We start from the raw sequence: 15027 nt of genomic DNA, 5'->3' as shown, positions 1-15027 counted from the left end.
CCGGGCGGGCCAGATATCGGTGACCCGGCGCGCGGAATCAAGCACCCGCGCCGACGGGCCAGACGCCCTCCTCGATCGCCACCCGGCGCAGAAGCGAAGGCCGGTCGGTGACGATCCCGTTGACGCCCAGCCGGATCAGGCGCCGCATTTCGACCTCCTCATCGATGGTCCAGACATGAACGGCCACTCCCTTGGCATTGCAATGACGCACAAAGCCGGCTGTCGCCAGCGGAATGCCGTACTGCGCAAGGGGGATCTGCGCGCAGGCCACATCAGGCAACGCCACCGGAAACCCCCAGGCGCCGAACCGGAGGGCGGCGACGCTGCGCGGGCCCGAACTCAGGCAGAGAGCCTGACCGAAACGCCTGCGCGCCGCCGCAAGACGCGCATCCGAGAAGGAGGCAACACAGACACGATCCAGACAGTTCATCCGTGCGATGAGCTCGAGCGTCGGCTCGAGGGCGTGGTCGGTCTTGATGTCGATGTTGAAACACATGGCCGGAAAACTCTCCAGCGCCTCCGCAAGCGTCACCATGGTCTCCCCGCCCGCCATGTGGACACCGCCAAGGTCCGCCATCGTCTTTTCGGCGACAATGCCAACGCCGTCCGTCGTCCGCTCCAGAGTGTCGTCGTGGAAAACGAAAACCGTTTCATCGCGCGAGGCCTGAACATCGATCTCGATATAGCGGTAGCCCATCGCGGCGACCGCAGCGAACGCCTGTCGGCTGTTTTCCGGATTTTCCAGCCCGCCGCCACGATGGGCAAAGGCATGGAAGTCCGATCCGGCAAGGTAGGGGTGAGAAAAGCGCGGCGAAGGGGTGTCGTCCTTCATCGCCAGCGCCCCTCGGCGTCCAGCGCGATCCTCCGTCCCTCTCGCGCGGCGGCATGCGCGGCCTCGATCACGCCGATGGTCCTTGCGGCGGACCGCATGCTGACGGGAACTTCACCACCGCCCGTGATCGCATCACGCATCGCCTCATAGAAGGACAGCCAGCGTCCGGGCTCAGGGCGAACCGCGCTGCGTCGTCCCTCCGCGTCGACGATCTCGCCCCACTGGCTTTCCGGTTCGATGCCAAATGCAGGGTCAAGCGGTGAAACACCGGCACGCAGCTGGTCTTCCTGAATGTCGAGCCCGCTCTTGCGGTAGGCGCCAGTCAACCCCTCCATCCGGAAACGGTCACGCGGCGTGGCGCCGATCAGCGTCACCCCCAAGGAAATGCGCAAGTCGCCCTTGGCCATGAGGATCTCGAACCCGTCATCGGTGACACCGCCAGGACGCTGCGCAAAGACATCCGCCTGCAGCCAGTCCGGCATCCCGGCAAGCAGAAGTGCCTGGTCGATCAGGTGCGATCCCAGATCGTAGAGATTGCCGGACGCCACGGCCGGCCGGTCGCGCCAGCGATCGAGCACCTGCGGACGGAAGCGGTCCCAGTGCATGCGAAGCCCGCGCAACTCCCCCAGGCTCCCCTCGTCCAGCACACGGCGCGCGGTCAGGAAATCGCTGTCCCAACGGCGATTGTGATAGACGGCAAGCTTCAGCCCCCGCGCCTCGGCAAGGTCGGCCAGGACTTCGCCTTCGGCCCGCGTCGGCGTCGCCGGCTTGTCGACGACCACATGACGCCCAGCCTCCAGCGCTGCCTGGACTTGCGACACATGAAGCGCGTTCGGGGTCACCACCACGATCAGGTCCAGATCCGCGACATCGAGCAACGCATCGAAACCGGAAACGACGCGCGCGCCAGGGTGAAGCGCCGAAACCTCGTCGACACGCGACGTCGCGACCGCCGCGACCTCCATTCCGGCGGCTTCCACCAGCGGTGCATGGAGAAACCGGCCTGCGGCTCCAAAGCCTGAAAATCCTACTCGCAACGTCATGCAAAACCCTCTCTTTCGCAGAACCACGATCCTGCGAGATCGCCAACGGCAGGGCAAGAGGTCGTGCTTTTCGAAAGCAGCAATTGACGCCCGGTGCCGGATCGGCTGGAATTCCCGTCACGGGTCGAGCACAGCAAGACAAGGAAACATGCCGGATGAGATGGACGCACCGCCGCCACAAGACAGGCAAGAGCAGCCTGTCTCTCCTGCTCGCCGCGATCTTCGTCATTCTGGCGATCCCGCTTGCCGACAAGGTCCGGGCGGCCGAGCGGCTCGCCCTGGTTATCGGCAACGGTGGCTATTCCGGCGATGCCCTGTCGGCGCTCAAGAACCCGACCAACGACGCCGCCCTCATCGCTGACACGCTGCGCCAGGCGGGGTTCACCGTCGACACAGTGCTTGATGCAGACCTGCGCGGCATGAAGCGCGCCGTGCGCGACTTCACCGACACGCTTTCCAAGGCCGGTGAAGGGTCGATCGCGGCCGTCTACTATTCCGGACACGGTTTCCAGGCGGGGGGGCGCAACTATCTCGCCCCGATCGGTGCGGACCTGCGTGACGAGGTCGATGCGGAATTCGAGGCCCTGGCGGTCGACTGGGTGCTGTCCGCTGTGGAAAAGGCCCACAAGGGGGCCAATATCGTCATCCTCGATGCCTGCCGCAACACAGCGCTCAGCCGGTCCGCCGGAACGGGCGGCAACGGGTTTGCCCTTCTGCAAAGCACCCCGCGCGGCAGCTTCATCTCGTTTGCCACCGCACCCGGCAGCACGGCGGCCGACGGGGCCGGGCTCAACAGCCCCTACACCTCGGCCATCGCCGCCGAGCTTCTCGTGCCCGGCCGCAGCATCGAAGCAGTCTTCAAGGCCGTTCGCCGGCGCGTCGTCGCGGAGACCGGCGGCGAACAGGTGCCCTGGGATCATTCGTCGCTGACCGCCGAGATCACGTTCCTCCCCGATGCATCCGCCGCGCTCGCCAGCGCCACCGGCACAGCCGGCTCGTCGACGGTACAACTCGAGCTCCAGCTCTGGAACGACGTCAAGGACAGCGGTTCTACCGACCAGATCCAGACCTATCTCGACCGCTACCCGGACGGCGCCTTCGCCACGCTCGCCAGGACACGGCTCGAGGATGCCCGCAACGGCGCGGGAGGTGCCGACGTCGAGCGCCTCTTCGCCCAGCTTGCCAGCCGCTCGCTGATCGTCGAGAACCCGACCCAGCCGCATGAATTCTACTCCAACGCCCGATTGCGCGAGATCCGGGGCGACTATCCCGGCGCCCGTCAGGACTATCTGAAATACTTCGCCTTCGGCATGCCGCAGGTCGACCCGCACCTGCGTTTCCAGTCCGTCCTCAAGATCCAGGAAGGGCGTGGCGGCGCCCAGGAGATCTACCGCGCCCTCTCGCAGGGGCGCAGCGATCCGACGACCCTGTTTGCCGAAATACTTCTGGAGGAGCGCGACGAGCGCGTTCGGCGTCTTTCCGCCTTCCTTGATGCCAATCCCGACTTCTCGCCCGCGCTCTACGCCTTGTCGCAGGACTACGGCATCGCGCGCCTCGGCCAGCAGTCGGCCTCCGACAAGACACGCGAGCACGACCTTTTGAGCCGCTTCATGGAGGAAGTCGAGACCGGCCGCTTCCTGCGCTTCTATCTCGACCAGCAGGTGGCGGCCGAGCAGATCGAGGATGCCAAGACACGCCTTGCCGCATTGTCTTTCATCAACCCGGCCGCGATGGCCAACCCGGTGCGCCTCAACGCCATGCGCTCGAACCAGGGCTGGATGCTGACACTGGCCATCGCCGACAGGACGCAGGAAATCTTCGTCCGCCTTCCCGGCGAAGACGAGCGCTCCACCGGTTTCGTCAACGGTGCGGTCGATCCGACCACCGGCAGGCCGATCCCCTATCCGGCCTTCGAGCTGCCGGGCAACGCGGGCGACACCGAGATCGAGGTAAGCTATCAAGACATCCGCGGCGAGCGACAGGGTCCGTTCAAGGTGAGCTTCAGCCCGGGCGACGCACTCGTTTCCGGCCAGAAGGACATTCTCGAGCGGCTCTCCACCGGCTGGCTCAGTTTTCGGGACTGGGACGGCAAGCTGCTCGTCTACTTCACCCACCTGATCAGCTACCGCTGCGCCATCGAGGAAGTCAGCTACGGCATCGACACGGAAACACCGGACCGGACCTTCGAGACCGGTCCCTGCGACCCCGACAATCCCCATGCGATCCCGGAAGCCGGACCGGGGTCGACGGTTCACGCGACCATTCCGTCCTCGACACGGTTCGTCTCCGTGGACCTGCTCTATCGTGACGGCACACGCTCGGGGGTGAAGCGGTTCGACGCCCCGCAATGAGAGCTCCAACCGCCGGACCTTCCGCCAGCGCGCCGCGATCCCGCAGCCGCTGGCAGCTGGCCCTGATGGTCGCGGTGGTCGTCTCCGTCTTCGCCCTGCTGGCGGCGGCACGGCTGGAACCTCTTGCCGGCGACCTTGCCATCAATATGGCGCCCGCACCGCCGGAAGCTGTCGCATCACGCATTGCGGTCGTGGTGGTGACAGAGGAAACGCTCGCCGCCTTCCCGTACCGCTCTCCCATCGACCGGGGTTTCCTGGCCGCCCTCATCGACCGGCTTGACGCCGCTGGCGTCCGTGCCGTGGGCATTGACATCCTCGTCGACCAGCCGAGCGACCCGGCCAAGGACGCTGCCTTCTTTGCCGCCATGGACAGGGCGCGCGCGCCCATCACACTGGCACTTGCCACCTCCGCCGACGGACTGACCGAACGCCAGGGCGCCTATATCGAACGGCACGTCCTGCCCCGCAGACACGGATTGATCGCACTCGGGCGCGACGAGATCGACGGTGTGGTCCGTCATTTGCCGAAACCGGGGGACAACGGCGGCACACGACATCCGACCTTTGCCACAAGCATCGCCGGTGCCGCCGGCATCACGCCTGACAACACAGCCGGATCCAGCCGCATTCTCTACTCGGCAAGGCAGGCAGCGGAACCGGACGCCCCTGCCGTCCCCTTCTCCGTCTACCCCGCGCATGTCGTCTCGCTGCTGCCAGATGACTGGCTTTCGGGCAAATACGTCCTGGTCGGCACCGACCTGCCAACGATCGACCGGCATCCGACACCGTTCGTCACCGGGCAAGGCAGTGAAGCCGGAACGATACCGGGGGTCATCATTCATGCCCACATCCTTGCCCAGCAACTGGCCGGGCTGTCGCTGCCGGTGGCGCCACCCGCGATGCGCATCGCGATCACCGGGATCGCCGCCCTCTTTGCCGCTTGTCTCTTCCTGTTGCCCTGGCCGCCACGGTGGCTGACCCTTTGTCTCGCCCTTGCCCTTGCCGCCTGGGCCGGAACCTGCCTGTGGCTTGTCGGCACGGGCTCTCTTCTTCCTCCGCTGGTGGCTCCGCCGCTTGCGGCGCTCGCCGCCGCCGCTCTCATGTCCGTGTCGCGCTGGCAGGCCGAACGCTCCGAGCGCGCTTTCCTGCGGTTGGCGTTTTCCCGCTATGTCAGCCCCCCGGTCGTTGCCCGGATCGCGAGCGGCCGTCTTGCACTGGCGCTTGGCGGCGAAAAACGGCGCGTAACCTACATCTTCACCGACCTGGAAGGTTTCACCAGCCTGTCGGAGAAGCTCCCCCCGGGCGAGTTGGCCGACATCCTCAACCCCTATCTCGACGAGATGTGTCGTCTGATGACGGAACACGGTGCGACCATCGACAAGATCATTGGCGATGCTGTCGTCGGCTTCTTCGGAGCGCCTGACGATGACCCCGAGCAGGAGACCCATGCCGTTGCCTTGTCGCTTGCCCTGGACACCTTCGCCCAAGGCTACCGGCAGCAGATGGCGGCGCGCGGCCTCTCCCTCGGCGCGACCCGGATCGGCCTGCATTGCGGGGAAGCGGTGATCGGCAATTTCGGCGGCAGCCGCTTCTTCGACTACACCGGCATCGGCGATACGGTGAACACCGCAGCCAGGCTTGAAGGTGCCAACCGCTTTCTCGGCACGCGCGTCCTGATGAGCGAAACGGTGGCCGCCGGCAATACCGGCCATCCGGTCCGGCCGGCAGCAGAACTCGTCCTCAAGGGCCGCTCGACCCCGTTGCCCTGCCACGTACCTCTCGGTCCCGATGAAGATGCAGAAGACGGCGCCTCAGTTGACAGCTACCGGAACGCCTACCAACTGATGGCCGCGGGCGACCCGACCGCCCTCGCCGCCTTCGAGGCCGTGCTGCGTCAGCGTCCCGACGATCCGCTCGCGCGTCTGCACGTGAAGCGCTTGCACGATGGCGAGCGCGGGGCGACACTGGTGCTTGAGGGCAAATAGACACCACCTGTGGCAGGAGGGTGAGCGACACTGGAACGGGACATGACCGCCATGCGAGCCACATACCTCCTCATTGCCGCGGCGATCGCGATCTCTCCGGCCACGGCCCTGGCCGACTACGTCGTCATTGCAGCGACAGGGGCACCCGCCCTCTATGCCCCTGGAACGGAGATCACGACCGACGACGACCTCTCACTTCCGGAGGGCGCAAGACTGACGCTGATCGAGCGCAGCGGTCGCGTGACGAACCTTGACGGAGCCCATGAAGGTCCGATCCCCCGAGAGAACGCTTCCGCGACCGCAGGCGGGGATACCGACTGGGGAGTTCTGAAGCGACTGATCGGCTCGCCGGAAGCCAGATCCACAGTCCTTGGCGCGGCCCGAACCGGCGCCGGCGACATTCCCCCGTCCCCCGGGGTCTGGGATGTCAGCGCCGACAGTTCAGGCCCGCGCTGCACGCGTGCCGGCAAGCTGACCCTTTGGCGTCGCAACGCCGACAGTCCCGCATCCATCGCCCTGCGAAGCGCCGCGGGCCGCCACGAAGGGATTGCGTGGCCAGCCGGAGAACATCGACTTGCGGTACCGGAGGAGATGGCACGCGAAGACGGCCGTCTGATCGTCTCGCTTGGAAGCGAATTGCGCGAGTTCGACCTGTCGGTCCTGCCCGACGGTTTGCGCGATGCTCCGGCAGGACTGATTCTCGCCTGGCTGGCCGAGAAGGATTGCAGGCGACAGGCGCTGGCACTGGTCGAGCGCGTCCATGCCGGGGCACGTCCCGACTAGAACCGGAGCCTCGGGCAATATCGCGCCGTCAGGCTGCGACTGCGGTTCCCTGGGGGCGTCCGCTCTTCAACAGGATCAGCACGATCATCGCGATGTTGAGCAGGTTCCAGGCGATTCCATTCAGGAACGCCGCCTGGTAGGACGCAGTCAGATCGTAGATCCAGCCCGACATCCAGCCGCCGAGTGCCATGCCGACGATCGTCGCGGTGATCACCGCACCAACCCGGCGCCCGGCCTCGCGCGCCGGAAGATATTCCCGCACCACGATCGCATAGCTCGAAACGATGCCGCCTTGTGACAGGCCGAAGATCAGCGACACGAGATAGAGCGAGGCGAGCCCGTCATAGGGCAGGTAGAGCAACAGCGCGAGACACTGCAGCACGGCGCCGATCAACAGGGTCGGCAGCCCGCCGATACGATCGGCCAGCATTCCCGAGAGCAACCGGCTCGCAATACCGCCGGCAAGCATCAGCGACAGCATCTCCGCTCCGCGTGCCACGCCATAGCCAAGGTCGACGCAATAGGCGACGATGTGCACCTGCGGCATCGACATGGCAACACAGCAGCCAAGCCCGGCAACGATCAGCAGGAACTGCAGCATGCCCGGTGAGAGCGAAGTCGACCGCTTCGGCGGCGGCGGCGCCTTGGGCACCGGGCCGCCCTGGCGCGCCAAATGAGGCGATGGCCGGCGCAGAAGGAAGGCAAGCGGCACCAGCACCGCGAGGCAGACCATGCCGGCCAGGACATAGGCGCCGCGCCAACCGTGTTCAGCCATCGCGGCCTGCAATACCAGCGGCCAGATCGCGCCCGCGAGGTAGTTTCCCGAAGCTGTCGCGGCCATCGCCAGGCCACGCCGCTTGTCGAACCAGTGGGAAACATCCGCAAGCAACGGTCCGAACGTCGCCGCCGAACCAAAGCCGATCAGCGCACCCTGCAACAGGGTGAAAATCCAGATCGAGCCGGCCTGGGACGCCAGCAGAAACCCCGAGCCCAGCGCCAGCGATGCGATGGCCAGAGGCCCGGTCACGCCGAAGCGGTCGACGAACCTGCCGATCAACAGGTTGCCGAGCGCGAAACCGACCATGGTGGCTGTATAGGGCAGCGAGGCGTCCGCCCGGTCGACACCGAACTCCCGTTCCACCGCCGGCAAAACGACGATCACCGACCACATGCCGGCACCGCCGATCGTGGCGAGCAGCATCGACAGGCCGAGGCGCATCCACGCATACGCACTGTCGACGCCACCGGCGTCGTCGATCTCGCAAGCCTGCATGGTCTGGCGTCCTTCCCGGGGGCGAACCGCGTCTCCACCGGGCGCGGTTTCTTGTGGTCCTACCCGGTTACATCCGCAACAACGCCGTTTCAACGGCAAAACCCGGCAACAGGCGTGCTGCCGTTACGGCAAAATGCAATTCAGCAGGCACGGTCCGCAGGCACGACGGGCAACGCTCCGGCTGCATCCGCTTCCGCACGCCGCACCGACGGCTGTCCGCCGACACGCGTCAGCAGCCAGTCGGCATCGCCTTCGCTCGTCCGCCGGTGGGTCATGTCGCGTTCCGGCGGTATCGGCTGAAAACCGGTGCCGTTGCGCTCGGCAATGGCGAAGCGAAAGGCATAGGCCGGCGTCAGTCCCATCCGCAGGTCCGACACCACGATGCGGTCCCCCACATGTTCCGCGCGGACATAACCACGGCTGAACCAGTCGAGTTTGGCGAAGGCGGGATTTCCCTGAAGACATCCCAGCATGTCGCCGCCCCGGTCATGCGTGTAGATCACCGGGGGCGTATCGCCATCCAGAAGCGACAGATAGAGATTGTGATAGCGACCGTTTTCCAGGCCGATCACCTTCCACAAAACCGTGTTGAGGGGAGCCGCGATCGCGAAGACCCGGTCGGGCGCGAGCCCCGCATTTGCGAAGATGACGCGCGCCCGGCTTTCCATGTGCGCCTGCAAGAGGACGGACAGCGCGAGATACCCGGTACTCACGACAAGGGCGGCCATGGTGGCGCGGGCAAACCTCCGCGACCAGGTCCTGCGGAAAAGCGCCCAGACGGCCACCACCAGCAAAGGCAACGTGTAGAGGGGGTCGATGATGAAGACGGAGCCGACCCCGACCGGATCGGGCGACAGCGGCCAGAACAGCCGCGTTCCATAGACCGTCATCGCATCGATGAGGGCATGGGTGGCAAGACACAGATAGACCGTCAGCCACACCAGCAGACGCTTGTCGCGCAGCGGCTTGAACACACGCACCAGCACCTCGCCAAGGACAGGGGTGGCAAGAGCCTGAATGAAGAGCGAATGGGTCGCGCCGCGATGCAGGACGAAACTGTCGACCGGATCGTCAAAGGGAAGGAAGACGTCGAGGTCCGGCAATGTGCCCAGGACACCGCCAACGAGCGCGGCCCGCCGCGGGCCGAGCGTCTTGCCGAGCAAGGCGGTAGAGACCGCCGCGCCGAGAACGAACTGGGTAAGGGAATCCATGGGCGGGCGCTGAGATCCGGTTTTGAGGGCGCAGGCTCATGACCTCATGGCCATGCGCCATCTCACATAGGACTCTCGCGCGGAAAACGCCAGCACCGGGCATTTCCCGTCCGGTTGGCGCCCGCCCCGGCAGGTCGGCTGTTCAAAGACGGACCCATTGTCCGTTACGCGCCGACGACCGCACGCAGGCGTCGATGAAGGCCATGCCCGCGAGCCCGTCCGAGACGGTCGGATAGAGGACATCCGGGTCCGGTCGGGTTCCCCCGCGTGCCGCGCGGATCGCCCGTGCCGCCTCCTGGTAGATGTTTGCGAAACCTTCCAGATAGCCTTCCGGATGGCCGGGCGGGATCCGGCTGACCCGCGCCGCGGCCGCGCCGGCACCTGCCCCGCCCCGAGTGATCAGGCGCTTTTCCTCGCCAAAAGGCGTGTACCAGAGGTGATTGGGCTGTTCCTGCTCCCACTCGAGACCACCCTTTTCACCATAGACCCTGAGGCGGAGCCCGTTCTCGTTGCCCGGCGCCACCTGGCTCGCCCACAGCATGCCACGTGCTCCGCCCGAAAACCGCAGCATCACATGGACGTTGTCATCGAGCTTGCGGCCATCGACGAAAGTGGTCAGGTCGGCGGCGAGTTCCTCGGCGGCGAGCCCGGTAACGAAGCAGGCGAGATTGTAGGCATGGGTGCCGATGTCGCCGACGCAGCCGCCGGCACCGGAGCGCGCCGGATCCGTGCGCCAGTCCGCCTGCTTCTGGCCGCTCGCCTCAAGCCGCTCCGTCAGCCAGTCCTGCGGATACTCTGCCTGCACGACGCGCAAGGCGCCGAGCATGCCGGAGGCGATCATCTCGCGCGCCTGCCGGACCATCGGATAGCCGGTGTAGTTGTGCGTGAGCACAAAGACCGCCCCCGACTTTTCCGCCAATGCCGCGAGCTTCCTGGCATCCGGCAGCGTCGACGTCAGCGGCTTGTCGCAGATGACATGGATGCCGCGCTTGAGGAATTCGCGTGCTGCCGGATAGTGCATGTGGTTGGGCGTGACGATCGCGACCGCCTCGATGCCGTTCTTGAGACGGGCCTCGCGTTTCGCCATTTCGGCAAAGGAGGCATAGCTGCGCTCCGGCGTCAGGCCGAGGGCAGCACCCGACGCCCGCGCCCGGTCGGGATCCGATGACAACGCGCCGGCAACCAGCTCGAACTCCCCGTCAAGACGTGCCGCGATGCGGTGCACACCGCCGATGAAAGCGCCCTCGCCCCCACCGACCATGCCGAGCCGGATACGCCCGCCGGCCGCGTCGTCCTTTCCCCCTTCAATCGCCATCTTGCGTCCCTCCCAGTGCCGATTTCTTGTCAAAACCTCAGTCGATGCCGAGCATCTTGCGGTTCGCCGTCTCGTCCGCACCGCTCCCGGCGAAGTCGTCGAAAGCCTTTTCCGTCACGCGGATGATGTGCTGGGCGATGAAGGGCGCGCCCTCCGCCGCCCCGTCTTCGGGATGCTTGAGACAGCACTCCCATTCGAGCACTGCCCAGGACCCGTAGTCATGCGCGGCGAGCCTGGAGAAGATGCTGGCGAAATCGACCTGACCGTCGCCCAGAGAGCGGAAGCGCGCGGCACGGCTCACCCAGGGTTGGTAGCCGGAATAGACACCCTGCCGCCCGTCCGGATTGAATTCCGCGTCCTTGACGTGAAACGCCTTGATCCGCTCGTGGTAGATATCGATGAAGGCCAGATAGTCGAGCTGCTGCAGCACGAAATGCGAAGGATCGTAATTGATGCAGCAGCGCGGATGATTTCCAACCTTCTCGAGGAACATCTCGAAGGTCGCGCCATCAAAAATGTCCTCGCCCGGATGGATCTCGTAGCAGACGTCGACGCCGACCTCGTCATAGGCATCGAGGATGGGACGCCAGCGCCTTGCAAGCTCGTCGAAGGCCGTATCGATGAGCCCGGCCGGTCGCTGCGGCCAGGGATAGACATAGGGCCAGGCAAGCGCGCCCGGGAAGGAAACGCTGGCGTCCAGCCCGAACCGGCGCGAAGCCTTCGCCGCCTTCATCATCTGGTCGACGGCCCATTCCTGTCGCGCCCTCGGATTGCCGCGCACATGCGGAGCGGCGAACCCGTCAAAGGCCGCGTCATAGGCCGGATTGACGGCAACCAGCTGACCTTGCAAATGGGTCGAGAGTTCCGTGATCTCGACCCCCGCCTCGCGGCAGATGCCCGCAATCTCGTCGCAATAATCCTGGCTGTCCGCCGCCTTGTCGAGATCGAACAGCCGCCCGTCCCAGGTCGGGATCTGGACACCGGTATAGCCAAGCGACGCCGCCCAGGCGGCAATAGACGGCAGCGAATTGAACGGCGCTGCATCGCCCGCGAACTGCGCCAGGAAAATCCCCGGCCCCTTCATCGTCTTCATGACTGTCTCCTCCCTGTCGCTGCCCGAACACCGTCCGATCGGGCGTTCCCTGCTCCTACATCCCCCAACGCAACGCCGCGGTGTGAACCGACGCGTCCCAGAACCGTTTCATCTCCTCGTCGAGCACCGTCACGGTGATCGAGCATCCGGCCATGTCCAGCGCCGTCACATAGTTCCCGACAAGGGACCGTGCGATGGAGAGCCCGGCCGCCTCCACGCTCTTCACCGCCTCGCCATACATCAGATAGAGCTCCATCGCCGGCGTCGCGCCAAAGCCGTTGACGAAGAGAAGCACCTCGCCGGAGGCGGCCTCCCCGAGGTCCCGCAGGATCGCCCCGGTCATCTCGGCGGCGATCTCCTCCGCCGTCGCCAGTTGCACGCGGCGCCGTCCGGGCTCGCCGTGTATGCCGACGCCCATCTCCATCTCGCCGTCGCCGATCTCGAACATCGGCTTGCCGGCGGCCGGGACGGTGCAACTGGTCAAAGCCACGCCCATCGAACGGGTCCGGGCATTCACCTTGTCGCCAAGCGCCTTGAGGCTCGCCAGATCGCCGCCGGCCTCGGCGGCAGCGCCGACGATCTTCTCGACGACCAGCGTCCCCGCGACCCCTCGCCGTCCGGTCGTATAAAGAGAATCCTCCACGGCAACGTCATCGTTGGTCAGGACAGTGGCAACCTCGCCGACGGCCATCTCGGCCGCCATCTCGAAATTCATCACGTCGCCCTCATAGTTCTTGACGATGAAGAGGGCCCCCGCGCCTGTATCGACCGCCTCGACGGCGGCGATCATCTGATCGGGCGTCGGCGAGGTGAAAACCTGCCCCGGACACGCAGCATCAAGCATTCCGTGGCCGACAAAACCGCCATGCAGCGGCTCGTGGCCGGAACCCCCTCCGGAAATCAGGGCCACCTTGCCCTGCTTGAGGTCCTTGCGCCGAACGAATTTCAGGTCGTCGCCGGCGACAAGAATGTCCCCGTGCGCGCGGCAGAAGCCGTGAAGGCTGTCGCTCAGGACGGTGTCGACGGAATTGATCAGCTTTTTCATTCAGTCCTCCCAAACCAAAAAAGGCACCGCTACCCGCTGTCGTCGTCGACAAGATCGGACAGGTTGCGGATGAAGTCGTCGATGAGAATGTCGAGCTTGCGGTTGCGCTCCATGTCGCCAAGGTCGGGCAGGAACAGCGTCCGCGCGCGCACTTTCGGTCCCTTGTCGACCAGTCCCTGGTGCCGGGGATGCGCAAGCGCATAGGCCTCGATGAAAGCCTCCCGTTCCTTCGGCGAAAAGTGGCAGATCTCCATAATCTGCTCGACATGCGTGGCCGGAATCGGCGTCGAATAGGCCGGGTTGGAGATCTGCGAAACAAAGCTCCGGTTCTTGCCAAGGGCGGCAGCAACCCGTTGGCGTGTACCCGAAGGACGCTTGTCCAGCACCTTCTGCAGAACACCCTTGTAGACAGCCACCATCTGTGCGCTTTCGGGCGTCTCCTTGACGGGTTCCCTAGCCATCGGTATCGAGCCGCATCGCCGCGATCGAAGCCTTTACCCGGGCCAGTGCGGCCGGTGCGATCGATACCCGCCGCACCCCCCGGGCGAGCAGCTTCGGCAAGACGTCGAGGTCGCTGCCGGCATCGCCGCACAGGCTGACCGACCGCTCCGCCGCCTCTCCCGCCCGCACGGTTGCCTCGACAAGCGCCAGCACGGCCGGATCGTCGGCCCTGCCGATTTCCGCCACCTCGGCAGAGTCGCGCCCTGCCGCCATCACATATTGCGTCAGGTCATTCGACCCGATGGAGAAGAAGTCCGCGGCGAGAAACCGCTCCGGCGTGATCGCCACGCACGGCACCTCGACCATGATGCCCAGCGGCGGACGCCTCACCGCCTCGACACCTTCCGCGCGCAGCTCCGCGATACAGGCATCGAACAGTTCTCCGGCACGTCCGACCTCCTCCGGCCGGCTGACCATCGGCAACATGACCTGGAGGTTTCCGTGCACCGCCGCCCTTGCAAGGGCCCGCAACTGGACACGGAAGACGCCGGGTCTCAGCAGCGACAGGCGAATGCCGCGACACCCGAGAAACGGATTGGCTTCGGCGATGGTCAGTCCCGGCACCGGTTTGTCGCCACCGGCATCCAGGGTGCGGATGGTAACGCTGCGCCCGCCAGCCCATTCCAGAACCTTGCGATAGGCACGATACTGCGTCTCTTCGTCCGGCAGGCCGCCCGGTCCGTGGAACAGGAACTCGGTCCGCATGAGACCGACACCGTCGCAATGCGCGGGGTCGATCCCGTCCACCTCATCGGGCTCGGCGATATTCACCATCACGGACACGGCCTCGCCGCAGGCGGTGCGCGCCGGCTTGTCGAGATAGGCACGTGCGGCGTCGGCCTCGTGCGCGCGCCGGGCCCGCAACGCCTCGTGCTCTGCCTGCATCGCCGCATCCGGGTCGAACCAGACGGTTCCCGTCTCGCCATCGACAATGGCCACGGCACGCTCGTCGATATCAAGCACCCCGAGACCCGTAACCATCGGCACGCCCCGCGCGCGCGCCAGCATCGCGACATGGCTCGAAGGACTCCCTTCGGCAAGGGCGATAGCCCCTCCCGCGCTCCAGTCGACTTCCAGAAACCGGCTCGGCGTGATGTCGACACCCACAAGGATGGCGCCTTTCGGGCTCTCCCGTCTCTCCGCCATGCCGGGGTCCGCAAGCAGGCGAAGCACCCGGTCGCGGATGTCGGAGAGATCCGCGGAACGCGCGCGAAAATAGTCGTCATCAGATGCCAGATAACCGGCAATGGCGGCATCCAGCGCGGCCGCGAAGGCCACCGGAGCTGCCGCTCCGTCCGTGATCGCCGCGACGGCCGGAGCCGACAACTCCTCGTCTTCGATCATGGCCAGCTGGAATTCGAGCATCTCGGCCGCGTCCGCATCGACACGGTCGATAAGGGCCGCCAGTTGCGAGGATGCCCCCTCAAGAGCCTGCGCCAAACTTGCAAGTTCTGCGGCCGGGTCGGCCGCGACAGCTGTCATTGCCTCGGTCCGGGGGGCGACGTCCTCAATCGGCACGACTGGTCCGCTGGCCAGTCCCGGCGAGGCTGCTCGTCCCTTTCGCTTTTCGGCTTGCCGCCCGGTCTGCACCATTG

12 protein-coding genes are annotated in these 15027 nt (G+C 65.8%); 3 read left to right on the top strand and 9 right to left on the bottom strand.

Going from position 1 to position 15027, the window contains the following annotated elements:
• Nucleotides 1-37: 37 nt before the first annotated feature.
• Both ACN0T5_RS02060 and ACN0T5_RS02055 read right to left on the bottom strand, forming a co-directional pair.
• Nucleotides 38-832 (bottom strand): glycerophosphodiester phosphodiesterase family protein, encoded by a 795-nt coding sequence (locus ACN0T5_RS02060; RefSeq protein ID WP_417766949.1) that lies wholly within the window; start codon nucleotides 830-832, stop codon nucleotides 38-40.
• Entirely contained in the window at nucleotides 829-1875 is a 1047-nt protein-coding gene (locus tag ACN0T5_RS02055; protein WP_417766948.1) for a Gfo/Idh/MocA family oxidoreductase, read from the bottom strand. The genes ACN0T5_RS02060 and ACN0T5_RS02055 overlap by 4 nt, the downstream gene beginning before the upstream one ends.
• Nucleotides 1876-2030: 155 nt before the next feature.
• Between ACN0T5_RS02055 and ACN0T5_RS02050 the strand changes: the two genes are divergently transcribed.
• Genes ACN0T5_RS02050 through ACN0T5_RS02040 form a run of 3 tightly spaced genes read left to right on the top strand, consistent with a single transcriptional unit; the run spans nucleotide 2031 to nucleotide 6994 of the window.
• Entirely contained in the window at nucleotides 2031-4226 is a 2196-nt protein-coding gene (locus ACN0T5_RS02050; RefSeq protein WP_417766947.1) for a caspase family protein, read from the top strand.
• The gene (locus tag ACN0T5_RS02045; RefSeq protein WP_417766946.1) at nucleotides 4223-6211 is read left to right on the top strand and encodes a CHASE2 domain-containing protein; all 1989 of its coding nucleotides are present in this window, start codon (nucleotides 4223-4225) and stop codon (nucleotides 6209-6211) included. Before ACN0T5_RS02050 ends, ACN0T5_RS02045 begins: the two co-directional genes overlap by 4 nt.
• Before the next feature lie 42 nt (nucleotides 6212-6253).
• A complete protein-coding gene (locus tag ACN0T5_RS02040; RefSeq protein ID WP_417766945.1) occupies nucleotides 6254-6994 on the top strand; it encodes a hypothetical protein in 741 nt (246 codons plus the stop codon).
• 28 nt (nucleotides 6995-7022) lie between these two features.
• On the opposite strand, the gene ACN0T5_RS02035 is transcribed toward ACN0T5_RS02040, so the two are convergent.
• From ACN0T5_RS02035 to ptsP, 7 genes are all read right to left on the bottom strand, one after another.
• Nucleotides 7023-8267 carry an MFS transporter gene (locus ACN0T5_RS02035; protein ID WP_417766944.1) on the bottom strand — a complete coding sequence of 415 codons (1245 nt, stop codon included), beginning with the start codon at nucleotides 8265-8267 and terminating at the stop codon, nucleotides 7023-7025.
• Between the two features lie 140 nt (nucleotides 8268-8407).
• Nucleotides 8408-9478: a metal-dependent hydrolase gene (locus tag ACN0T5_RS02030; protein WP_417766943.1), complete on the bottom strand. Its 1071-nt coding sequence runs from the start codon at nucleotides 9476-9478 to the stop codon at nucleotides 8408-8410.
• Nucleotides 9479-9620: 142 nt separating this feature from the next.
• Nucleotides 9621-10793 carry a Gfo/Idh/MocA family protein gene (locus ACN0T5_RS02025; protein WP_417766942.1) on the bottom strand — a complete coding sequence of 391 codons (1173 nt, stop codon included), beginning with the start codon at nucleotides 10791-10793 and terminating at the stop codon, nucleotides 9621-9623.
• 37 nt (nucleotides 10794-10830) lie between these two features.
• Nucleotides 10831-11886, bottom strand: a complete 1056-nt coding sequence (locus tag ACN0T5_RS02020) for a sugar phosphate isomerase/epimerase family protein (protein WP_417766941.1) — start codon at nucleotides 11884-11886, stop codon at nucleotides 10831-10833.
• Between the two features lie 55 nt (nucleotides 11887-11941).
• Nucleotides 11942-12931: a dihydroxyacetone kinase subunit DhaK gene (dhaK, locus tag ACN0T5_RS02015; protein ID WP_417766940.1), complete on the bottom strand. Its 990-nt coding sequence runs from the start codon at nucleotides 12929-12931 to the stop codon at nucleotides 11942-11944.
• A gap of 29 nt (nucleotides 12932-12960) precedes the next feature.
• The gene (locus ACN0T5_RS02010; protein WP_417766939.1) at nucleotides 12961-13392 is read right to left on the bottom strand and encodes a hypothetical protein; all 432 of its coding nucleotides are present in this window, start codon (nucleotides 13390-13392) and stop codon (nucleotides 12961-12963) included.
• A complete protein-coding gene (gene ptsP, locus ACN0T5_RS02005) occupies nucleotides 13385-15025 on the bottom strand; it encodes a phosphoenolpyruvate--protein phosphotransferase (RefSeq protein WP_417766938.1) in 1641 nt (546 codons plus the stop codon). Before ptsP ends, ACN0T5_RS02010 begins: the two co-directional genes overlap by 8 nt.
• Nucleotides 15026-15027: the final 2 nt, after the last annotated feature.

The sequence above is a fragment of the Stappia sp. genome (assembly GCF_048261845.1).
Classification (GTDB): Bacteria; Pseudomonadota; Alphaproteobacteria; order Rhizobiales; family Stappiaceae; genus Stappia.
This window is presented reverse-complemented; position numbering and strand designations above follow the sequence as displayed.